Annotated in this window: 22 protein-coding genes and 1 pseudogene; 12 read left to right on the top strand and 11 right to left on the bottom strand. The window is 66.7% G+C overall.

All coding sequences use genetic code 11. The annotated features are described in order from the left end of the window. Positions 1-2 precede the first annotated feature (2 nt). Entirely contained in the window at positions 3-452 is a 450-nt protein-coding gene (locus tag IBX18_RS29145; RefSeq protein WP_194836706.1) for a protealysin inhibitor emfourin, read from the top strand. A gap of 153 nt (positions 453-605) precedes the next feature. Further along, complete coding sequence (locus IBX18_RS29140) at positions 606-1,070, top strand: SRPBCC family protein (RefSeq protein WP_194836705.1); 465 nt, start codon at positions 606-608, stop codon at positions 1,068-1,070. 23 nt (positions 1,071-1,093) lie between these two features. Here IBX18_RS29140 and IBX18_RS29135 read toward each other — a convergent pair whose 3' ends face one another. The 5 genes from IBX18_RS29135 to IBX18_RS29115 form a co-directional block, all read right to left on the bottom strand. Beyond that, positions 1,094-1,906, bottom strand: coding sequence for an MBL fold metallo-hydrolase (locus tag IBX18_RS29135; RefSeq protein ID WP_194836704.1), 813 nt, complete (start codon positions 1,904-1,906; stop codon positions 1,094-1,096). Positions 1,907-2,153: 247 nt separating this feature from the next. Further along, a complete protein-coding gene (locus tag IBX18_RS29130) occupies positions 2,154-3,674 on the bottom strand; it encodes an FAD-dependent monooxygenase (RefSeq protein WP_194836703.1) in 1,521 nt (506 codons plus the stop codon). A 133-nt stretch (positions 3,675-3,807) separates the two neighbouring features. Then, positions 3,808-4,473 carry a VC0807 family protein gene (locus tag IBX18_RS29125; RefSeq protein ID WP_194836702.1) on the bottom strand — a complete coding sequence of 222 codons (666 nt, stop codon included), beginning with the start codon at positions 4,471-4,473 and terminating at the stop codon, positions 3,808-3,810. A gap of 18 nt (positions 4,474-4,491) precedes the next feature. Further along, on the bottom strand, positions 4,492-5,115 hold the full coding sequence (locus tag IBX18_RS29120) for a TetR family transcriptional regulator (RefSeq protein WP_194836701.1): 624 nt from the start codon (positions 5,113-5,115) through the stop codon (positions 4,492-4,494). Between the two features lie 134 nt (positions 5,116-5,249). Then, complete coding sequence (locus IBX18_RS29115; RefSeq protein WP_194836700.1) at positions 5,250-5,708, bottom strand: hypothetical protein; 459 nt, start codon at positions 5,706-5,708, stop codon at positions 5,250-5,252. A gap of 208 nt (positions 5,709-5,916) precedes the next feature. Between IBX18_RS29115 and IBX18_RS29110 the strand changes: the two genes are divergently transcribed. Further along, positions 5,917-6,798 carry a hypothetical protein gene (locus tag IBX18_RS29110; RefSeq protein ID WP_194836699.1) on the top strand — a complete coding sequence of 294 codons (882 nt, stop codon included), beginning with the start codon at positions 5,917-5,919 and terminating at the stop codon, positions 6,796-6,798. Positions 6,799-6,811: 13 nt separating this feature from the next. Here IBX18_RS29110 and IBX18_RS29105 read toward each other — a convergent pair whose 3' ends face one another. The 3 genes from IBX18_RS29105 to IBX18_RS29095 all read right to left on the bottom strand — a co-directional run bounded on the left by IBX18_RS29105 (position 6,812) and on the right by IBX18_RS29095 (position 9,526). After that, positions 6,812-7,609: a class I SAM-dependent methyltransferase gene (locus IBX18_RS29105; protein WP_228541972.1), complete on the bottom strand. Its 798-nt coding sequence runs from the start codon at positions 7,607-7,609 to the stop codon at positions 6,812-6,814. A 96-nt stretch (positions 7,610-7,705) separates the two neighbouring features. Then, positions 7,706-8,848, bottom strand: a complete 1,143-nt coding sequence (locus tag IBX18_RS29100; RefSeq protein ID WP_194836698.1) for an LLM class flavin-dependent oxidoreductase — start codon at positions 8,846-8,848, stop codon at positions 7,706-7,708. Between the two features lie 324 nt (positions 8,849-9,172). Then, on the bottom strand, positions 9,173-9,526 hold the full coding sequence (locus IBX18_RS29095) for a VOC family protein (protein WP_194836697.1): 354 nt from the start codon (positions 9,524-9,526) through the stop codon (positions 9,173-9,175). Between the two features lie 200 nt (positions 9,527-9,726). Here IBX18_RS29095 and IBX18_RS29090 point away from each other — a divergent pair, with 200 nt between their 5' ends. Both IBX18_RS29090 and IBX18_RS43205 read left to right on the top strand, forming a co-directional pair. After that, the gene (locus IBX18_RS29090; protein ID WP_194836696.1) at positions 9,727-10,161 is read left to right on the top strand and encodes a hypothetical protein; all 435 of its coding nucleotides are present in this window, start codon (positions 9,727-9,729) and stop codon (positions 10,159-10,161) included. A gap of 164 nt (positions 10,162-10,325) precedes the next feature. After that, complete coding sequence (locus IBX18_RS43205) at positions 10,326-11,198, top strand: alpha/beta fold hydrolase (protein WP_194836695.1); 873 nt, start codon at positions 10,326-10,328, stop codon at positions 11,196-11,198. Between the two features lie 47 nt (positions 11,199-11,245). Here IBX18_RS43205 and IBX18_RS29080 read toward each other — a convergent pair whose 3' ends face one another. Next, on the bottom strand, positions 11,246-11,938 hold the full coding sequence (locus tag IBX18_RS29080) for a hypothetical protein (protein WP_194836694.1): 693 nt from the start codon (positions 11,936-11,938) through the stop codon (positions 11,246-11,248). A gap of 303 nt (positions 11,939-12,241) precedes the next feature. On the opposite strand from IBX18_RS29080, the gene IBX18_RS29075 reads away from it, so the two are divergent. Beyond that, the gene (locus IBX18_RS29075) at positions 12,242-12,754 is read left to right on the top strand and encodes a DinB family protein (protein WP_194836693.1); all 513 of its coding nucleotides are present in this window, start codon (positions 12,242-12,244) and stop codon (positions 12,752-12,754) included. A gap of 262 nt (positions 12,755-13,016) precedes the next feature. Further along, on the top strand, positions 13,017-13,472 hold the full coding sequence (locus IBX18_RS29070; RefSeq protein ID WP_194836692.1) for a hypothetical protein: 456 nt from the start codon (positions 13,017-13,019) through the stop codon (positions 13,470-13,472). 103 nt (positions 13,473-13,575) lie between these two features. Here IBX18_RS29070 and IBX18_RS29065 read toward each other — a convergent pair whose 3' ends face one another. Next, on the bottom strand, positions 13,576-14,760 hold the full coding sequence (locus IBX18_RS29065) for an NAD(P)/FAD-dependent oxidoreductase (protein ID WP_194836691.1): 1,185 nt from the start codon (positions 14,758-14,760) through the stop codon (positions 13,576-13,578). A gap of 163 nt (positions 14,761-14,923) precedes the next feature. On the opposite strand from IBX18_RS29065, the gene IBX18_RS29060 reads away from it, so the two are divergent. Beyond that, positions 14,924-15,790 carry an AraC family transcriptional regulator gene (locus tag IBX18_RS29060; protein ID WP_194836690.1) on the top strand — a complete coding sequence of 289 codons (867 nt, stop codon included), beginning with the start codon at positions 14,924-14,926 and terminating at the stop codon, positions 15,788-15,790. A 130-nt stretch (positions 15,791-15,920) separates the two neighbouring features. After that, positions 15,921-16,937: an alpha/beta hydrolase gene (locus IBX18_RS29055; protein ID WP_194836689.1), complete on the top strand. Its 1,017-nt coding sequence runs from the start codon at positions 15,921-15,923 to the stop codon at positions 16,935-16,937. Positions 16,938-16,983: 46 nt separating this feature from the next. Here the strand turns inward: IBX18_RS29055 and IBX18_RS29050 are convergent, their stop codons facing one another. Next, positions 16,984-17,667 carry a GntR family transcriptional regulator gene (locus tag IBX18_RS29050; RefSeq protein WP_194836688.1) on the bottom strand — a complete coding sequence of 228 codons (684 nt, stop codon included), beginning with the start codon at positions 17,665-17,667 and terminating at the stop codon, positions 16,984-16,986. 119 nt (positions 17,668-17,786) lie between these two features. Here IBX18_RS29050 and IBX18_RS42355 point away from each other — a divergent pair. From IBX18_RS42355 to IBX18_RS29040, 3 genes and pseudogenes are all read left to right on the top strand, one after another. Next, positions 17,787-18,314 (top strand): annotated as a pseudogene (locus IBX18_RS42355) (YbhB/YbcL family Raf kinase inhibitor-like protein); the annotation flags it as partial. An 81-nt stretch (positions 18,315-18,395) separates the two neighbouring features. Beyond that, positions 18,396-18,884 carry an SRPBCC family protein gene (locus tag IBX18_RS42350; RefSeq protein WP_306796489.1) on the top strand — a complete coding sequence of 163 codons (489 nt, stop codon included), beginning with the start codon at positions 18,396-18,398 and terminating at the stop codon, positions 18,882-18,884. 164 nt (positions 18,885-19,048) lie between these two features. Continuing rightward, positions 19,049-19,408: a hypothetical protein gene (locus tag IBX18_RS29040; protein ID WP_194836686.1), complete on the top strand. Its 360-nt coding sequence runs from the start codon at positions 19,049-19,051 to the stop codon at positions 19,406-19,408. The last annotated feature ends 15 nt before the right edge of the window (positions 19,409-19,423 follow it).

The raw sequence follows: 19,423 nt of genomic DNA, 5'->3' as shown, positions 1-19,423 counted from the left end.
CTATGAGCGTCTCTCGGTCCCGCCGTGGTCTCGCGCAACCGCTGTTTCTGTCCGCCGCCGTGATGTGCGTGCTGTTTCTCGCCTCGGCGGCCTGCGGCGGTGTCGGTGAAACACAGCCGGGGACAGACTCTTCCGGGGTTGCCAGCGTCGAGGTGAACCAGACCGGCGGCTTCGCCGGGGTCAACGAGTTCTACACCGTCGACGACAAGGTCGAGAGTCCGCGGCGCAGTGAGTTGTTCGACCTGGTCGCCGGGCTACCGTTCCGGTCCCTGCAGGAGGCCTACACCGGGCCGAACGGCTGCCGCGACGCGTTCTCCTACACCGTGACCGTGACCTACCGCGACGGCACCAGCAAACGCGTCGACGCCGAGGAATGCGGCGAACCGCCGCGCGAACTGACCGATGTCATCGCGCTGACCAAGGAGATCGGGTACCGCGGCAGCGGCAACTGACCCACGACGCCCACCGGCTCGCGCGCAGCGGGCTGGTCGCCCTTCGCGAACGGTTGCGCATGGTTGAATGATGCCCAACCGTTCCCAGTGTGTCCCGATGGACTGCTGAGCGAGGCCAAGGACCGGGTTGTTGCCCCGATTCAGGAGGTCGTCGTGGGTGAAAGATTCGAAGTTCTGCTGCACGGGCCCATCGAGGCCGTTTTCGACTTGATCACGCAGGCGAGATTCTGGCCGCAGTGGCATCCGTACACCCGCTCGGTCGGCGGTGTGACCGAGCGGCCGTTGCGGTTGGGTGACACCGTCTATGAGCACGGCGTCACCGACGGCGTCGACTTCCATTTGTATTGGGAGGTGCGTGCGTACGAGCGTCCCTACCAGATGACGCTGTACGACCGTGGCTACGACGCCACCCTGACCTACACCTTCCAGGAGCATGGCGAGCAGACCCTGTTCAGCCGCGAGCAGTGGATCGACCCGGTGTGGGCGCCCGGCGTCGCCGAGCAACCGGCGTCGTTCAACGATCGCCTCACCGAGGGGTCGGAAGCCGCCGTCAGCTGGCTGGCCGATCACATCAATGGACTGCTCGCGGCTGAACGGACCAGTATTCCGCCACGTTGAGATCGGTTGGCGGAGTTCGGATCTCAGGTCAGGTGGTCGAATTCCCCGCTGACCCAACCGATGTAGCGGTCGGCGGAGCGGCGGACCACGGCACGGGCGTCACCGTCGATGGTGCGACCGAAATTGTCGTAAATACGGTCGAATTCGAACTCCTCGACGGTGCGCGCGATGCGGGCGACGACGTTGGCTGACAGCGGGATCCGGTTCGGGTAGCTGCGCATGAAAGCGACCGACTTGCGGTCCGGATTCGTTTGAACGGTGTCCGCGCTGAACAGCACACCTTTGCCGGCGGCGCCCGCCGCCCAGTGCAGGACCGCGCTGCCCGGGAAGTGCCCGCCCAGCTGGCGCAGGGTGATACCGGGCAGCGGCTCGAGCTGACCGGACCACGGTCGGATTACCGGATCCGGGCGGGCGATCCACTCCAGGTCGGGCTCGGCGACCAGCACCGGCACCCCGCCGAGCGCCCGGCTCCACTCCACCTGCACGCCGTAATGGTGCGGGTGACTCGGCACGATCGCGACGACCTCGCCGAGCTCACGGACCCGCCGCGCGGCATCCTCGTCGACGTAACCGGTCACGTCCCACAGCAGATTGCCCGCCGGCGTCCGCAGCAGATGGGATTCCTGTCCGATGCCGAACTCCGGTTCGGTCGTCAAGCCGAACAGGTCCGGCTCCAGCTCACGCAGCGCCACCTTGTGGCCGGCCGCGGCGAGCTCGTCGAGGGTGGTCCACTGCTGGCCCTCGGCGGGTACCCACTGTCGCTCGTCGGCGCAGATGCGGCACAGCTGCGCCGCGCCCTCGTGCTCGACCGCGCAGGTCCGACAGATTTTCCACATATTCACCTCGTCTGTTCGGTACACCCAGCACTGTTTGTACACGGAGGATCAACCCGGCGCAGTCGAACGGACCTGTGCGGCGACCGGCCGTCGCCAGCGGACTGGCGACGGCCGGATCACGGCGCCGCTCTGCGGGATCCGGCCGTCACCGACCGGCTCATCGCCAGCAGCGGCGACAACCTGAAGGCCGACCTGCGCAGCCGCGCGCCGGTGCTTCGAGGTGCGAGCGAACTCGGCACCGTACCTATCAGGGCGTGCCGAACCAGCCGACGAGCGCTTCGCGCAACGCGGCCGCTGCGGTATCGGCGGATTCGTCGATCGTTGCGGCCCAGGCGATGTGGGCGTCCGGGCGGATCAGCAGGGCATCCGCCGGGCGGTCATCGGTTTTGGCCGTGCGGATGTCGATCCGGTCCGCCCACTCCCGGGCGATCTCACGCAGCTCCGCGCGGTCGGCGAGGTCGAGCAGGACCGGCCGCGCGGTGCGCATGAGTTCCGCGACGCTGGTGACGCCCTGGTCGGTGTGCAGGGTCAGGTCGGGCGCGAAGGTGCCCGCGAGGGCGTGCGCCTCGCCCGGCACCGGATAGCGGATGTCGTTGTGGCCGACCAGGTTTCCCATCCGGCGCAAGGCGGGCTCGTCGGTGAGCAGTTCCCGGAAGACCTGCCGCAGCGCCTCGGCGGCCGCATCGTCGCCTCGACGCATGGCCACCTGGGCGCGGGTCTGGACTGTGGCCCGCGCGCCGGCGAGGTGGCGCTCGTCGTGGTAGGTGTCCAGCAGTCCGGCCGGTGCCCAGCCGTGGATGTCGGCGCCCAGCTTCCAGGCCAGGTTGACCGTGTCGAGCATGCCGACGTTGAGCGCCGTGCCGGTGGCGGGGAACAGGTGGGCCGCGTCGCCGGCCAGCATGATCCGTCCGGCGCGGTACCGCTCGGCCTGCCGATCCTTGAAGGTATAGCGCGACAACCGAATCGGCTCTCCCATCGGGAGCTCTCCACCGAGTACGCGGCGCGCGCTGTCGGCGAGTTCGGTCAGGGTCAGCGGCTCGTCGTCGTCGTATTCGGCGGACTCGTCCTCGGTGGTCTGCATGAACAGCACCCCATCGGAGACGGCGAACGCGAACACGCCGTTGTCGGTGCGCGTGAAGCCCGCGTGGATCGTGCCGAGCCCCGGGACCTCGATGTCGCCGTTGTCGAGCACCGTCACCGAATCGGGCACGGTGATTTGGCCCAGCCGGTTGACCTCCGGATAGGTGGTGCCGGGGAAGGCGATACCCGCCATGTCACGGATTCGGCTGCGCCCGCCGTCGCAACCGACCAGGTAGCGCGCGGTCACCTGGTATGTGCCGTCCGGCCCGCGCACCTGCGCGGTCACCGTGGCGTCGTCCTGGCTCACGCCGACCACCTCGTGGCCGCGGCGGATCTCGGCGCCGAGTTCGCCCGCGCGATCGTCGAGCAGCCGCTCGATATCCCGCTGCGGGATCGGCAACGCCCGCATCGGCGGCTCCGCCATCTGGGTGAAGTCCAAATAGATGTTGCCGAACGGGAATCGGGGAGCCAAGTGCGGATCGCTGCTGGCCGCCTCGAATCGGTCCAGCAGGCCGCGGTAGCGCAGCAGGTCCAGGATCTGGCCGCCGATACCGCTGGCCTTCGGGGTGTCGCGGATGTGCGGCTGCCGTTCCAGCACCAGCGATCGGACTCCGGCCAGGCGCAGTTCACCGGCCAGCATCAGGCCGCTCGGGCCCGCGCCCACGATGATTACGTCGATGTCCGTCACTCATTACTCCATTTCCGCAGGTTCTAGCTTCGGCCGAGGAGTATGCCGGACAAACGGGGCCTTGCCGCAAGCCCCGGGGTCCGCTATAAGTTAGGAGTGGAAAGGGGTAAGTTCACTTCTTTTCCCATTTGGTTCAGGCCTTCAGTCCGTGCCTGGTGACGTAGAAGTTGTGGAAGATCATGACGGCGGCCAGCACGACCAGCCATTGCACGGTGCTCACCAGCGGAATCGCATCGATCGGCAGGGTGTAGGCGAGTAACACCCGCACCAGTGCGTCCAGCGCGAAGACCGTGCCCCAGACCGCGGTCAGTACCCGCAGGTGGTAGCGGAACCGGGAGTCGCTGTCCCAGCGAGCATCCCACTCTCGGTAGCCCTCCTCGCCGATCTTCGCCGTGACGATCGCGCGAGATGCGGTGCGCATGAAGGGGCGTTGGGTCGCCAGGGTGCCCAGTATCCACAGGCCGAGCACGCCGAAAACCCAGCTGTCGCGCACCATGAGCGTGCGGGGGTCGCCGGTCACCAGCGTCATCACCGTGCCGACGACGATCAGCGTGAGGGTGAACAGTGCGATCGTGTCGAGGCGACGCTGCCGAATCGCGCCGTAGGCGAGAAACCCGCCGATGAGCAACGCGGGCGCGATCAATGCCAGCCACGGGTTCACCCCGGCGGCCCGCAGGGCGTAGTAGCCGCCGAGGGGGAGTGCCAGCTCCACGATCAACTGGCGGAAGAGGTGGCGGCGCACGGCTGCTCTTTTGTGCTCCGCTGTGCGGTCTGCGGTGAGCGTCTGCGGTGAGTTCATGTCAGCTCCGGATCACGTTTACGCGCGGGTGGCGCGTTCGAAGAGTTCGGCTAGTTCGAGGGCGCAGGCCGCGGCGTCGAAGTCGGGATCGTCGGCCGCGCGGGCGACTGCCGCGTCGCGTGCGGCGCGAATGGCGAGTGCCATCACTGCGGGGTCGAAGTCGCGAAAAGCGCCCGCCCGCTGCGCTTCCCGGATCCATTCCTCCTGGCCGCGGGCGATGTCGGCGACGTGTTCCAGCAAACCGAAGGCCTGGTTGTCGTCTGGGCGGGCGTTCGCGACGATGCTGGCCAGTGCCCGCTGATGATGGGGGTACTCATCGAGCAACGAAAGATTGGCCGCGAAGTAGGCGCGCAGTATCGCGTGGTATCCGGCCTCGGGTTCGAGCTTGGCGACGACGAATTCCGTGTTCACCCGCACGATTTCGGCGGTGACCTCACGGATCAGATCGTCCTTGCCCCGGAAGTGGTAGGAGATCATGCCGGTACTGCTCAACCCCGCCTGCTGCGCGATCTTCGCGAAGGAGGTATTCGGCAGGCCGTGCTCCGCGATCACCTCGATCGCGGCATTCACGATCTGTGCCCGCCGGGCCGCTTCGGTGAACGTCCGCCCGCCTTGCTTGCCCGAGCCACTATTTGCTTGCATGAGCAAAACGGTAGCCCCTCTTGCTCACGTAAGCAAGAGTTGAGTTAAGTGAGCAAACTACGCTCGGTCGGGCATCGATTTCGGTGTCAGAACTGAGCGATCAGTACCGAGGGTGACGCTCTGGTCTGGACTGCTCAGGACACGAAGGTGGCGGAGGTGACGGCGACGTCGGCGTAGCTGAGGTACCAGCCGTTCCAGGTGTCGGCGACGTCGATCTGGATGCCGTGGCCGGTGGCCGGACCGTCGGTGATCAACCAGAGGCCATTGCCGTAACCGGTTGCCCTGCTGAGGCTTCCGTCGGACCAGGCGAATTCGGCCGCGCTGACCGCACCGGGTGCACTCCACGGGATGGTGGCGGTGAACCGGCCGGAGTCGATACCGGGCAGCAGTGGGCTGGCGCATTGATGCAGCATGGCGTCGCGGCGGATGGACTGTCGCGCGCTGCCGCTGCCGGGAATCAACCGGCCGGTCATCACGCTGCCCTCTCGGCAGGCCGGATTGCCGTCACTCGATGGGGTTGCCACACCTTGCGGCGCACTCAGCGCTGGTATCGCGCACAGCATCGCTACCAGCACGCTTCGACGAATAAGCACGGCGCCACCTCCTGCGATGGGCAGAGCGGCGCGGCCAGGCAAGTCGAATACCGATGGCCTCGCCACGCACAGCACTACTGACTCGATCAGCAGCTTAGCGGCCAGTGCGGTGTGCTCGACCGGTTTCGGCAGTGAGCCGCTCGGCCGGGTAGTGGGGAATCGGTCATATCGGTCGGCTAAGGTGCGACCCTCTGAAGGAGGGGAATTCATGAAGACTTGGCGTGACCTGGACTCTGCGACGCGGAAGGCATTGCTGCGTGGTGAGCCGGCCACCGATCCCGAGATTGATCGAATCGCGGTGGCGCATGCGGAGAAGGTGCTGAACCGCTCGCAAGTTCGGGGAGTCTTGGTTGGTCTCGTGGGTGGTACGGCCATGGGCTTGCTGCTGGGAACACTCATGGTGGTGGCAGGGCTGCCGTTCGGGGTGTTCCTGAGCGTGGTCATCGTGTTGGCTATCGGAGTCATGTCTGTCATGGCTCGGCGCAGGCTCGCACTGATCCGGCTGCTGAACGTCAGCCGCGGTGTGGCTCGGGAACCGGTCCTGCCGGGATCCGCCGAGAAACTGGAGATCCGGATAACCGTCCTCGGCGCCGTACGCATGGCGGGCCCTTACCTGTTCATCGTCGCCGTTCTGCTCTTTGTCGGGGTGCTGTGGACGAATCCGTGGTTGATCGGCGTTGCCGCCGTCGTGAGCGTCCCAGTGCTCGCCTACACCGGCTACCTGCTGGCCTGGGCGTTGCCGAAACACCCAGCGGCCGTCCTCGATGCGAACGGCGTGCACACGCCCAGGATGGGACTGAGTGTCGGCTGGGAATCCTTCAGCGAGATCAGCGTCGTCCCCCTGCGCGCATCAGCGCGCGACACCCGACAGGTGATCGCCTTCATGCTGCACGACGACCAGGTCTACCTTCGCCAACTCCCGAGTTGGCAAGCCTTCCTCGCCAGAATGAACAAGAAGATCTACCTGTCGCCCCTGGTCATCGTGGATGCCATGGTCGACAAGTCGGCCTCCGAAATCGCCGCCACAGCGGCTGCACTCTCTGGCCTCCCGGTAACCCAAGCGGCGCAAGGTGTTCGGAAGCCCAGCTGATCGAGGTTCGCGCCTATCGGTACGCCGTGACCAGCCAGGCGCGCGAGTCGAACCACACGCCGTCGGCAGTGTGGTGCTCAGCCATGGTGGTGCGCAGACGGTCGAGTGCGCGCTGGGTTTCGTCGGCGTCGAGTCGGCTGAGCAGGTCGGTCGTCATGTGCAATACGCGGACGGCATCGATGCCGGCGTCCGGGTCGGTCCCGTAGTAGATCGGCTCGCGTAGGTCGGAAATGGTGATGTCTTTGAATCCGGCAGCGGTGAGAATCTCCTCCACCCGCGCTGGATCGCCCAGCGAGAAGGCCCCGGTACTGGTGGCGGGCGTGGCATTGCCGGTGAGGGCCTGGTGGATCGCGCCCACCCACTCTTGTTCGGCGCTGTCCTGCCACACCAATTGCACCAGTCGCGATCCGGGCTGCAATGCGCGCCCGATGTTGGTGAACGCCGCGACCGGGTCGGCGAAGAACATCGTGCCGAAGCGGCTGGCGGCGCGGGTGAAGTGCTCGGGTGGGAACGGATAGACCTGCGCGTCCGCCTGCTCGAAGCGCGCGTTGGGAATCTCTTCGGCGGCGGTGAGCCGGCGGGCGTGGCCCAGCATCACCGGCGATATGTCGACACCGAGGGCGCTGCCCTGATGCGCCAGCTTGGCGCTGTCGCGGGTGAGCTGTCCTGTGCCGCAACCGATGTCGAGCAGGTGGTCGCTCGGTCCCACGTCGATGGCTTCGCTCAGCCACCGGTGGTAGCGGCGCAGCTCGGCGTCGTAGTCGAACATGGTGTTCGAGGCCGGTTCCGGTTGATTCCCGCGGTCGATCATGGAGCCATCATGACAGCAGCGGGGCTTCAGCGGACGGTACTCAGGCGTCGCGACGAGCGCGCGGGAATGCGTCGAGCGGAGCTGGACCGTGCGGGATCACGCCGATGCCGACTGGCGCCGTAGCCGCGCCGCCAACCACACTACGACACCGTAACCGAACGCCGCATCGGCGTTGGACACGAGCGCGGCGGTCGGAAAGACGATGGCGTGCCGCAATCCCGCATCGGCCAGCGCCCGGATGCGCGCCAAAACCTCACGGGGCGTGCCGATCACGAGCCAATCGTGCAGCACCTCGTCGGGCACCTCGGCGATCGCCGCCTGCACCTCGGCCTTGGTCAGCTGGTGCGGCATCAGCTCGATCAGACCCCGGAAGCCTTCTCCGAAGGGGTGTTTCGCGCCGTGGCGTGCCCACACCGCGTCCGGTGCGAGCAAGCCGAGATAGCGGACAGCGGGCGCACGCAGCAGCCGCCGGATACCGGAAGGCGTTCGCGCGGTGAGAATGGAGATCATCTGGGCGGGCACGATCGCCTCGGGGTCGCGACCTGCGGCGCGAGCCGCGGTGTGTACCACCTTCAGTCGGCGCTGGTATTCATCCGGTGACAGGGCTTCCCACGGGTACCACCCGTCGGCGTAGCGTCCGGTGAGTTCGAGCATGCGTGGTCCGTGCGCGCCGATCCAGATCTGTGGCATCCGGTCGGCCGGCGCGGTCAAATCCATTGGCGCGCTGTCGATTGTGTAGTGCCGACCGGAGAACTCGATGGGTTCTGCCGCCAGTGCCGCGCGGAGCACCTGGAGGGCTTCCTCCAGGCGATCGACCGGGCGATTCCAGCTGAACCCGTACGGATCCAGGTTCTCCCGCTCGCCGGAGCCGATGCCGAGGATGGGCGGCACCTTCGTCATGTGCGCCAAGGTGAGAAACGTCTGCGCCAGCAGCACCGGGTGCCTGCGGTGCGGATCCGTCACCCCGACCCCCAACTGCACCTTGCCCGCCCCGGCGGCCAGATGGGCCAGCAGCGGAGCGTAATCGAACTGCTCGTCGGGGCTGCGGACCGCTTTGGCCTGCGGAGTGAAGTCGGTATCCCAGATGGCTCGTGGAAACACGCTGATCAGATGATCCGGTGCGAGAACCGAATCCAGCTTGCCCAACCTGGCCATCCGCACCACGAACCGTGCGGCGCTCAATGGCGGATTCACCCCGGCGAGCGTGCCCACTGCGAACGAATTGTGCGAGTCCGGCACTTCGGTCCCCTCTCGACCTGCATGCCCCCACCAGGCACCCCACCGATTATCCCGACGCACCCCGCCCGCGTCCGGTGATTCAACCGGTTGGATCACAACTCCCGCCGGACTTGACTGTGCCGTGACGGCATGGTTTCGACTGGTGTCGATGGCGGCGCGCCGGTGCCTGGCATCTGTACCGCGTCGACCTGACGATGCGCCGCGCGGCACGAGCTTTGCCGCGAGCACCACTGCGGAAGCCGTGCTGGAGGTGTACAACGCCGCACAGCTCGACGTGCTTGCTCGCGTAGGCCGGGAAATTTCGCCGCCGAGCTGAACCGCAGGTCAGTAGTACTGGACCAGGCAGAATTCATGCCCTTCCGGATCGGCGAGCACGACGACCACACCCTCGTCGTAGTCGTGCCGTTCGCCGGTGTCGCGGCCGCCGAGGGCGATGACCTGGGCGATGCCCTGGTCGATGTCGTCCACGGCGATGTCGAGGTGCAGGCGTACCTTGCCGCGCTTCGGCTCGGTCACGGGCTGGAAGACGAGGCGGGGTTGCGGGTCGTCGAGTTCGCCGAGATAGATCCAACCGGGCTGGGACGGTCCTTGCGGACGGTCCAGCAGTGCGCTCCAGAAGTCCGCGACCCGATGCACGTCGACGCAGTCGATGGTCACGCCGACCCAGCGGTTCGTCATTTCGTCGGTGCTCCTGTGCGGTAGACGATCTGGCACGCCTCGTTGTTCGCGAACTCCACCGCGTATGTGAACATGCCGACCATGTCACCGGGAAATTGCCGCCTCGGCAAGTCGGCAGCCACCCTGCGGTTTGCTGGGGCGCGGGCGGCTACGTTTCGACACCGGTGCACCGGGTAGCTCGGACGGCGAGGAGGTTAACAATGACCGACGCCAAGGACACCTGGGACCCGCCGCAGGACACCGGCGGCCCTGACGCGGTGGAGACCGACCCGGCGGCGCTGAACAGCGCCGAAGACCTGGACGAAGACAGCCTCCGGGTGGATCCGTTCGAAGAAGGCATGGACCCGCCGGAGCACTGGTCCGGCGTGGACAAATACGGCATGACGCCACGCGAGGAGGCCGAGGCGCGGCCGCTTGCCGAACGCCTCGAGGAGGAACAACCCGATCTGGTCCCGGAGCCGCCACCGGAGTCCGGGCCCTCCGAAGCCGCGGCGATCACCGTCGTGGACGAGATCGCGTCCGACGTCGACGACGTTGTCGCGCCGCACAGCTACGAGGAAGATCTGGGCATCGAGGCCGATATCGCGGGCGGGTCCGTCGCGAACGAGATCCGTCGGCCGGAACCACCGGAGTGAGTGTCGCTGCCTAGCGGCTGCGTCGTGATTCAGCTTCGGCGCGGTCGGAGTTCGGTCGGCGGGGCGCGCTGCCAGATGGGTTGTCTCGGTGATCCTTTCGGTAGCGCGCCTTACGCCTGCGACGGGACCGATGAGTTTTCGACGCGGGCGACGTCAGTACGGATATGACGACAACACACACCCTCGAGACCGCCGATTTCGCCATCGTCTACGACGTGCACGGGCCGCTGCCCACTGCGGACGGACGCCCGCCGCTGGTCATGGTCGGCCTGCCCATGGATGCCACCGGTTTCACGACGCTGACGTCGTATTTTCCCGATCGCACCGTGGTCACCTACGACCCGCGCGGTATCGGGCGCAGCACCCGCAAGGACGGCCGGGTCGACAACGTGCCCGAGGTGCACGCCGCCGACCTGCATGCCCTGATCGAGGCGCTCGGCACCGGGCCGGTCGAGATGTTCGCCAGCAGTGGCGGCGCGATCGTCTCGCTCGCACTCGTGACCGCCTACCCCGACGACGTGAGCACCCTGGTGGCACACGAGCCGCCGCTCATCTCCGTGGTCCCCGACGCCGCCGCAGTCGAACGCGCCCGCGCGGGTTACCGAGATGCGTACGAGGCCAAGGGATTCGGTGCAGGCATGGCGGGCTTCATCGCCATGACCTCATGGCAAGGCGAATTCACCGACGACTATTTCGCCCAGCCCCCAGCCGATCCCGCGATGTTCGGCCTGCCCAGCGAGGACGACGGCTCCCGCGACGACCCGCTGCTGTCCGACCGATCCTGGGCCGTCAGCAGCTACCGCCCCGACATCGCCGCCCTCACCGCAACCCCCACCCGACTCGTCATCGCCGTCGGCGAGGAGTCCCGCAACACCTTCACCGGCCGAGCCCCCGTAGCCGCCGCCGAACTCCTCGGCCAGGAAGCCATCGTATTCCCCAGCCACCACGGAGGTTTCGCCGGCGACGAATTCGGTTACCCCGGCCAACCCGAAGCCTTCGCCCACAAACTCCGCGAGGTTCTGGAGACCACGGAGTAACGACCGATGGGTGCCCATCCCGAAGCAGACGTAGGTCGATCGGCGGTTCAGGCTGGGCAGGCCTGGCCGACCTCGATGTAGTTGGGGCCCCAGCTGCGGTAGGCGGCGCCGCCGTGGCCGGTTTCTTCGTAGGCCATGAGTCCGTGTTGTCCGGGGGGTTTGGGGGTCCATTGGATGCTGACTTCGCGGATGTCGGGTTCGTGGATGGCGGTTCCGATGAGGATGCCGTTGTCTTCGAAGCTGACGATGCCGCTGACGCCCCAGTTCGGGTTCACGTCGACAGTGATCTTATAGGCGGTGCCCGCGTAGACGGCTGTGGACGAGACTCGGGGGTAGGTGCCGGCGGTGGGGGGCGGCGGTGCGGGGCAGGCGGGGCTGACCTGGATGTAGTTGGGGCCCCAGCTGCGGTAGGCGGCGCCGCCGTGGCCGGTTTCTTCGTAGGCCATGAGTCCGTGTTGTCCGGGGGTTTTGGGGGTCCATTGGATGCTGACTTCGCGGATGTCGGGTTCGTGGATGGCGGTTCCGATGAGGATGCCGTTGTCTTCGAACTTGACGATGCCGCCGACACCCCAGTAGGGGTTCACGTCGACGGTGACGGTGTAGGTGCTTCCCGCATAGTGGGTCGTGCCGGAGACGGTGGGGTAGGTGGGCTCGGCAGACGCCGTCGGCACGGTGTACAGCGCGGCGACGAGTACTGCGAGACCGATGCCGCCTCGGCGGATCATGGTTCGTAGCGACAAGGTGGATCTCCTTTTGCCTGGTGACACAACATCATTCGGGGCCGGACTGTTGGAAGCAGATGATGAGGCGCTGACAGTCCGCATGGAAGCTGAACCCGATGGGCCGGCTGAGCTCCGGCGACGTACGCGGCCGACCAGTGCGCTGACGAGCGATCACAGGGACTCGCATCTAACCTCCCCATATCCCTTGCGGCAGACGCACTCCCAAGGCGCCAGCTCGTCAGGACCTCGACCCGCCCCTGTTGGCGGACCCCGTATAGATAGTGGCACACGGTGACCGGATCTGACGGGCATGATGGCCGGATGGAGTCGAACCAGCGCAGTGAACCAGCTCAGGTCGCCGGAGAGTACGAGACGCTTACCGGGTTCCTGCAGTTCCAACGGGAGACGTTGGCGTGGAAGTGTTCCGGGCTTACTCCGGAACAGCTTCGGCGGCGGGCGGTGCCGCCTTCGACGCTTTCGCTCCTCGGACTGGTTCGGCATCTGACCGACGTGGAACTGACCTGGTTCACGCGGGTTTTGGCGGGTGAGGAAGCGCCGTTCCTGTACTGGGGCGAGGATTCCGCTGACGACACCGACTTCGAGGTCGAGGAGGCGGATGCTGAGGAGTCGATTCGGTTGTGGGAGAAGGAATGTGCTCGTTCCAGTGAGCTTGTCGAGGCGAATCAGTCGCTCGATAGAGTCGGTACGCGTCGGCCATCCGGTGACACGTACAGCTTGCGATGGATTCTCACGCACATGATCGAGGAGTACGCGCGCCACAATGGGCATGCTGATCTGCTTCGTGAAGTCGTCGACGGTCGGACGGGTGAATAGCTGCTGGTCGCTGGTCTCCGGAAAGGGCGATCGAGCCGCGGCCTCTCGAGTGCCGATCCACTGAATCCATAGCGTCCCGCTCACCCTCGGACCCCGTGTCGAGCGGGACATGACGATGGCGCTACTCGCACTTTCTCCGCCGCCATGTCCCGCGCGTCCTCCTCTGCCGTGTCGAGCGGGACACGTTGCGGGGGAGGGGAACTTGGGCTTGCGGTGTTGGTCAGTGGGCGAGTGTGTCGGTGGTCGGTGGCATGCTCCCGATGTGACCGTTTGGAATCTGCTAGATATCGATCGGGCGCTGCGTGCGAGTTGGGCGGCCGACACCTGCTCAGCCGATGATGTAGCCCGTGCCCCTTGGCAAACCGACAATCCTGCCTGGGGGCATTGCGACATCACGGCCTTGATAGTCAACGACATCTTCGGTGGTGATCTGATGACGGGGGAGGTGTGGCTCGATGGGAAGCAGCACGGATTCCACTCGTGGAACCGTTTGCCGAGCGGTATCGAACTCGACCTGACGCGTGAGCAGTTCCGACTCGGTCAAATCATCACTGTCGCAAGCATTGTCGAGCGCCCATGTGACCGCCTACCGCGGCGGTGGGACGAGTACCTGCTGCTGCGCGAGCGCGTCACCGCCAATCTCGGCCCCCTACCCGAACCCGCGGAGTTCGCAATCACCCGTGAGGGGGTTGATCGATCTGGAGCGCCCCGCAGCTGATTCACCCCGCGACGACCGATCAGCCAAAGATGTTGCAGCAGTGCCGGATTTGGTACGATATCTAGCTCGCCACGGGCAGCCAGAGCGTGGTCCAGTCGGTAGCTCAACGAACGGACAACACCTCATTCCGCCTGGCCTGCAACAGCTCTCGACGCTTCTCATCCTTGATCCACGTCAACGAACCAGGCTTGCGCGCCTCGTCCGTCAGATGTTTCAGCGCCTGCCGGCACACAAATTCCTTGAGCTTCGCGGCAGGTCCGCCGGCGAGGTGGAACTTGGTGGCGGTGTCGTCGTTCGCGGCGACTTGGAAGAGCCCGGCGCGGCGGCCCAGGCTGAGGCACTGACCTGCGAAACCCAGGTTGATCGGTGCCGGTTGCTGATCGGCGATCCGGCTGAGCACCGTGTCGGCGGCGTGCGCGCCGATCCGGGTGGCACTCTGGCAGCTCATCCGGAACGGCAGGTTCGACGGTGCCGCCGAATCCCCGGCGGCGATGATGTGCACATCGTCCACGCTGGTCAGCGTCTCGTCGGTGAGCAGCCGACCCACCGCGTCGGTGCTCAGCCCGCTGCGTGCGGCCAGGTCGGGTACGCCGAATCCGGCGGTCCAGATGGTCACCGCGCTGCGCAGCGTGTGGCCGCCGCTGAGCCGCACCACGTCGGGCGTGACGGCGGTAACCGTCGCGGCGGGACCTTCGAGCACGGTCACCCCGAGCTTCGCCATCCGCTTGGCCACCGAGCGCCGACCTCGCGGATGCAGATACGGGCCGAGCACCGAGCCGCACACCAGCGTCACCTTGCGACCCTGCTCGGCCAGCTCGGCGGCGACCTCGAGGCCGGTCGGACCGGCGCCGACCACCGTCACCGCGGCCGTCGCGGGCGCGGCATCGAGGACCGGCCGCAACCGCTGCGCCTCTTCCAAAGTGTTGACGGGATAGGCGAATTCGGCCGCACCGGGCACTTGCGGCGCGGCGCTTCCGCTGCCCACCGCGTAGATCAGGTAGTCGTAGCCGACCATTCCACCGCTGGCCAAACCCACATTGCGCGCAGCCACGTCGATCTGTGTCACAGTGTCTACGACCAGCTGAACACCATCGGCCAGGATCTCCCGGTAGTCGGCCACCGCGTCGCCGGACCCAGCCGCCAACTGATGCAGACGGATCCGCTCGACAAAGTGCGAACGCGGGTTGATCAGCGTCACGGTCACGTCGTCGCGCTGCGTCAGCCGGTTGGCCGCCAGCACACCGGCGTACCCGCCGCCGATCACGACCACATCGGTTTTCCCAGTCATGGTTTCTCCTTAGTTACCGAGGGTTCGGGAATAAGACACTGGGCGACCGACTTTTGTGACACGTGTGAGGCAGACCACTGCCAGGCGTCGTGGATCCTGACCCAACCTCGTGGGTGCCACGCTGAGCGCCGCCGATCACGCCGTCGACTCGTACGATGGCGGCATGCCCGTCGAGCCGGTTCGTGTTGCTGGGGCCGAGGTGGTTGTCGCCGTCCCGTCACGGCCGGGGCGGGTGGCGGGGGTCAGCATGGCTGGGTTTCGTAGTCGGGCAAAGAGTCCGGTTGAGCTGCCGATGGTCCCGTACCCGGCCCTGACGGTATTCATCGATTTCGGTGACGTGTTTCTCGCTGATGCGGCCAGTGGTGTGCGCATGCACGGCGGGGGTGTCGTCGGTCTAGGGCCTGCCGGTGTGCTCGGGTGCGGCCAGGAGGTCGACCTGCTGCAGGTGCGGTTGTCGCCGGTGGTCGCGCATGCGGTGCTGGGTGCGTCGTCGGAGTTGGCGGGGACGGTGGTTGCCCTCGAGGAGGTCTGGCAACGTGACGCCGCGCGCCTTCGGGAGCAACTGCATGCCACCCGATCCTGGGAAGAGCGATTCGCGATCGCGGAGGCCACGCTTGGTCGACGCCTGGGGGAGGGGCGGGTGGTTCATCCGGAAATCGCCTTCGCTTGGGCGCGGATCATCAAGAGCCGGGGGCAGGTTCGGGTGGAGCGGTTGGCGGAGGAGGTGGGCTGGAGTCGCAAACGGTTGTGGTCGCGGTTCCGTTCGCAGATCGGTTTGACGCCCAAGCGTGCCGCGCAGCTGGTTCGGTTCGACTACGCGGCGCACCGTCTCGCGGGAGGGGACAGTGCCGCGTCGGTGTCGGCCGAGAGCGGTTATGTCGACCAGTCGCATCTGTATCGGGACGCCAGAAGCTTCGCCGGGCTGACGCCGACGGCGCTGGCGGTCGCGCCATGGTTGGCAGTCGATCCCGTCGCGTGGGCTGCCCCGGTCCGAGCGAGGCCGCGTCGAGTGCGTGACGCCCGAGGATAGAACTCCGGAACGGGAACATTTTTCCAATACAACCGGTCGGCTTCCGTCGATGCTGACTCTCATGTCCGCAAACACGCGCTCGACACCGGCTGACCGGTCGGCCGACGCGGTGCCGTCGAGGAGGAATGACATGAACGCCGTACCTGGCATCGAACGCCCGCCGCTCGGTTTCCGGCTGCTGCACAAGGTGCAGAAGGAACCGGACTGGTCGACGATCACCGACGAAGAGCTGATCACCTACCGTGACGCGGCGAACCGCAAGGCTGCTGCTCGTATGAGTCGAGTGATCACCGGGTTCCCGGATCGTCGTGCCACGATCCGTTGGCAGGGGGTGACATTGCCCGACCGGACGATCCAGGTCAGGGTCTACCGCCCCACTGCCGAGCATGCCACCGCGCTGCCGCTCGTCCTGCACGTGCACGGCGGCGGATTCGTGGGCACGGCACCGCAATGCGACTGGGCGAACAGTCATTTCGCCGCGCGACTGCCCGCGATCGTTGTCTCGGTCGAGCACCGTCTCCTCGCTCCGGGGAGCCCACTGTCGGCGGCCGTCGACGACGGCTGGGACGTGCTGTCTCACCTGGTGCAGAATGCTTCGGAATGGGGGATCGACCCGGCAAGGATCGCCGTCGCCGGGGAGAGCACCGGCGCATTGATCGCCGCACTCACCGCGATCCGAGCCAAGGCCGCCGGTCTGCCGCTACGGGCTCAGATATTGACCAATCCCGTTGCCGACGTGACGGATTCGATGTTCGACTACCCCTCCATGGTCGAGCACGCGAACAGCCCGGGCCTGACCGTCGCGAGATTGCGGCTGTTCCGCGAACTGGCAGTCCCCGAGGGAGCGGATCCCCACGCAGTGTCACCCCTCCACGCCGCCGACCTGAGCGGACTGGCACCAGCCCTCGTCGTGGTGCCGACTATCGATCCGGTAGCCGACCACGGTCGTCGTTATGCCCAGCGACTGGGCGAGTTCGGCACGCCCGCAAGACGTTCCGAACATCGCGGAGCCCCACACGCCTTCCTCGCCCTGCCCGGCGTGGTCCCACAGGCCAAGACCGCACGCGCCGAGATCACCGAGTTCCTCGACGGTCACCTCGCCGAATCACAGTCGATTGCGCGTCCAACGAAGGCGACGGCCCGATAGTCCCGGCTGACTGGGGCGGTTCATCGACCCGGTTCGCCGAAGCCTGTCAGTCGGCGGAGTCCGTCAGCGCCGCCGCGGTCAGCGTGAGGTGATGGGTCAGGGTGGCGGCTGCGGTCTCGGGGTCGCGAGCCAGGGCGGCCTCCTCCAGCTTGCGGTGTTCCTCAGCACCGTCCCGGTCGGGGTTACGGCGGGAGGACCAGCGGCGGGCGAGTTCGCTTGCGGTCCACAGACGGTCGAAGGTTTCCAGGAGCACGGGGTTGCCGCAGCCTTCCAGGAGGGTGCGGTGGAAGACGCGGTGAGCCTCGGACCAGGCGTCGCTGTAGTACTCGCCCTCGTCCGGCACGTACGGCGGGGTGCGGGACAGGCAGTGGTGCGCGGCTCGGACACGCGACTCCCAGTCGAGGTCACCGCGTTGGATGGACATGCGCAACAGAACCGGCTCGATGGTCCGGCGGGCCTCCGCGATCTCCTGCCAGCGACGGTCGGAGCAGGCCGGGACGGCGAAGCCACGGTTGGGGAGCCGGTCGGCGAGGCCTTCGCCGACCAACCGGACCAGCGCCTCGCGCACGACGGCCAGGCTCACGCCCTGTTCCTTGGCGAGGTCCTGGGGTTTGAGCGCGTCACCGGGCGCGAATTTCCCGCGCATGATCGCGTCCCGCAGGTGGGTGTAGCTCTGCTCGCTGAGCATCTGCTTTCCCGATGAGGTCGAGGAGTGGGCCGTCCGGGTCATCCGCCAAGCATAGACGATCTGACAGATAATCGATTATCTGTGTTAGGGTCGATCGGGTGGCGGCGTCCTGACTGGGAGAATCCCGCCACTCCACAGCACGGCCTGAAAGGAACGACGCGATGAGCGCCAACGACCCGTTCGCTCGCCTCCCCGAGGCGGCCTCCTTCACTGTCACCAGCGCCAACGTCACAAACGGCGCGTCCTGGTCACTCGAGCAGATGTCCGCCGGCGTCCCCGGCGGGAAAGACATTTCCCCGCACCTGTCCTGGCGCGGCGCACCGGACGGCACCAAGAGCTACGCCGTCACCGTCTACGACCCCGACGCCCCTACCGGTTCCGGGTTCTGGCACTGGGCGGTCGCCGACATCCCCGCCGGCGTCACCGAACTCCCCGAGGGCGCAGGCGACGACACCGGTTCGGTCCTGCCCGGGGGCGCGATCCAACTGCCCAACGACGCCCGCGCCGCCCGCTACTTCGGCGCCGCCCCGCCCGCCGGGCACGGCCCACACCGCTACTTCGTCGTGGTGCACGCCCTCGATGTCGAGTCCATCGGCGTCCCCGCCGACGCCACCCCGGCCCTGCTCGGCTTCACCATGGCCGGCCACATCCTCGGCCGCGCGGTGTTGACCGCCACGGCGGAAACGCCGCCCGTGAGTGAGACTGCCACGGCCGTAGGCGAATCCGCCGTGCCCGAGGGGCGAACCGCTACGCCCGCAGGTGAAAGCGCCGTGTCCGTCGGCAAATCCACCGAACGAGTCGAAGTCTCCCGCCTCATCCCCGCCCCAGCCGCCACCATCTTCACGGTCCTCACCGACCCGAAGGGCCACGTGGACATCGACGCCTCCGGAATGCTCCTCGACGCCGAAGGCGAACCGGTCCAACAACCCGGCGACCGCTTCCTCGTCCACATGGACCGCGAAGCCCTCGGCGATTTCCCCCTGGGCAAATACGACGTCGAAGTCGTCATCACCGAACTCACGCCGGACAAGGAGATTGCCTGGACCGTCGAGGGCCAGATCCGGCCGCCCGTCCGGCACATCTACGGCTACCGACTGGAGCCCGCCGACGGCGGCACCCTCGTCACCTCGTACTACGACTGGTCGCAAATCAGCGAGGAGTGGAAGTCGCGCCTGACTTTCCCGGTGGTCCCCGAGTCCGCCCTCAAAGCCACTCTAGGAATCCTCGAACGCACCGTCCGCCGCAGGACCGCCGCCTGACCAGGCCTAACTGCCTCACGCGAGACACTGCTCGGGTCGCCGGACCGCGACCCGAGCACCCTCGCCCCCGAAACCGGAAGCCCTCAGCAACATCTCGTGGCCGGTTTATCCAAGCACTCCCCACCACCCATGCCGGATCATGAGGGTTGGAGTGGGGAGTACACATGACCAATAGACACACCGCAGAACAACTGCGGGAGCTGCTCGAGCGCGGCGCCGACTTAACGAACTCGATCACCGATCGCATAGCGATTCACGTGCTGTACCGTGCCGGCTTGCTCGGAAAACGATTCCTGGACAACCACATCAGCATCGAGACCGTTGCCCTGAGCGGCGATCAAGTGCACCTAGCGTTCATCCGCGACTGGTCCGCCCTTGCCCACCAGGACGAGCGCCTCAGCCGCACCGAGCGACGCTGCCTGGAGCTGGCCGCCTGCATCGCCCTGAGCGTGCCGCACCCTGCCACCACCGGAAAGGTCACTCCGGCAACCCCGCTGAAGATCCACGTCTGCACCCAGTACTGAAAATGGCACACCATG

Origin of the sequence: Nocardia sp. XZ_19_369, from assembly GCF_015355715.1 — a bacterium.
GTDB lineage: Bacteria > Actinomycetota > Actinomycetes > Mycobacteriales > Mycobacteriaceae > Nocardia.
Note: the sequence above shows the minus strand (reverse complement) of the source record. Positions and strands in the feature narration are given on the sequence as shown.

What these genes read in the sequence shown, in the direction of transcription:
- IBX18_RS29145 (WP_194836706.1), top strand. Translation starts at nt 3, where the DNA reads ATGAGCGTCTCTCGGTCCCGCCGTGGTCTCGCGCAACCGCTGTTTCTG.
- IBX18_RS29135 (WP_194836704.1), bottom strand. Translation starts at nt 1,906, where the DNA reads ATGTGGAAAATCTGTCGGACCTGCGCGGTCGAGCACGAGGGCGCGGCG.
- IBX18_RS29125 (WP_194836702.1), bottom strand. Translation starts at nt 4,473, where the DNA reads ATGAACTCACCGCAGACGCTCACCGCAGACCGCACAGCGGAGCACAAA.
- IBX18_RS29120 (WP_194836701.1), bottom strand. Translation starts at nt 5,115, where the DNA reads ATGCAAGCAAATAGTGGCTCGGGCAAGCAAGGCGGGCGGACGTTCACC.
- IBX18_RS29110 (WP_194836699.1), top strand. Translation starts at nt 5,917, where the DNA reads ATGAAGACTTGGCGTGACCTGGACTCTGCGACGCGGAAGGCATTGCTG.
- IBX18_RS29105 (WP_228541972.1), bottom strand. Translation starts at nt 7,609, where the DNA reads ATGATCGACCGCGGGAATCAACCGGAACCGGCCTCGAACACCATGTTC.
- IBX18_RS29095 (WP_194836697.1), bottom strand. Translation starts at nt 9,526, where the DNA reads ATGACGAACCGCTGGGTCGGCGTGACCATCGACTGCGTCGACGTGCAT.
- IBX18_RS29090 (WP_194836696.1), top strand. Translation starts at nt 9,727, where the DNA reads ATGACCGACGCCAAGGACACCTGGGACCCGCCGCAGGACACCGGCGGC.
- IBX18_RS43205 (WP_194836695.1), top strand. Translation starts at nt 10,326, where the DNA reads ATGACGACAACACACACCCTCGAGACCGCCGATTTCGCCATCGTCTAC.
- IBX18_RS29075 (WP_194836693.1), top strand. Translation starts at nt 12,242, where the DNA reads ATGGAGTCGAACCAGCGCAGTGAACCAGCTCAGGTCGCCGGAGAGTAC.
- IBX18_RS29065 (WP_194836691.1), bottom strand. Translation starts at nt 14,760, where the DNA reads ATGACTGGGAAAACCGATGTGGTCGTGATCGGCGGCGGGTACGCCGGT.
- IBX18_RS29060 (WP_194836690.1), top strand. Translation starts at nt 14,924, where the DNA reads ATGCCCGTCGAGCCGGTTCGTGTTGCTGGGGCCGAGGTGGTTGTCGCC.
- IBX18_RS29055 (WP_194836689.1), top strand. Translation starts at nt 15,921, where the DNA reads ATGAACGCCGTACCTGGCATCGAACGCCCGCCGCTCGGTTTCCGGCTG.
- IBX18_RS29050 (WP_194836688.1), bottom strand. Translation starts at nt 17,667, where the DNA reads ATGACCCGGACGGCCCACTCCTCGACCTCATCGGGAAAGCAGATGCTC.
- IBX18_RS29040 (WP_194836686.1), top strand. Translation starts at nt 19,049, where the DNA reads ATGACCAATAGACACACCGCAGAACAACTGCGGGAGCTGCTCGAGCGC.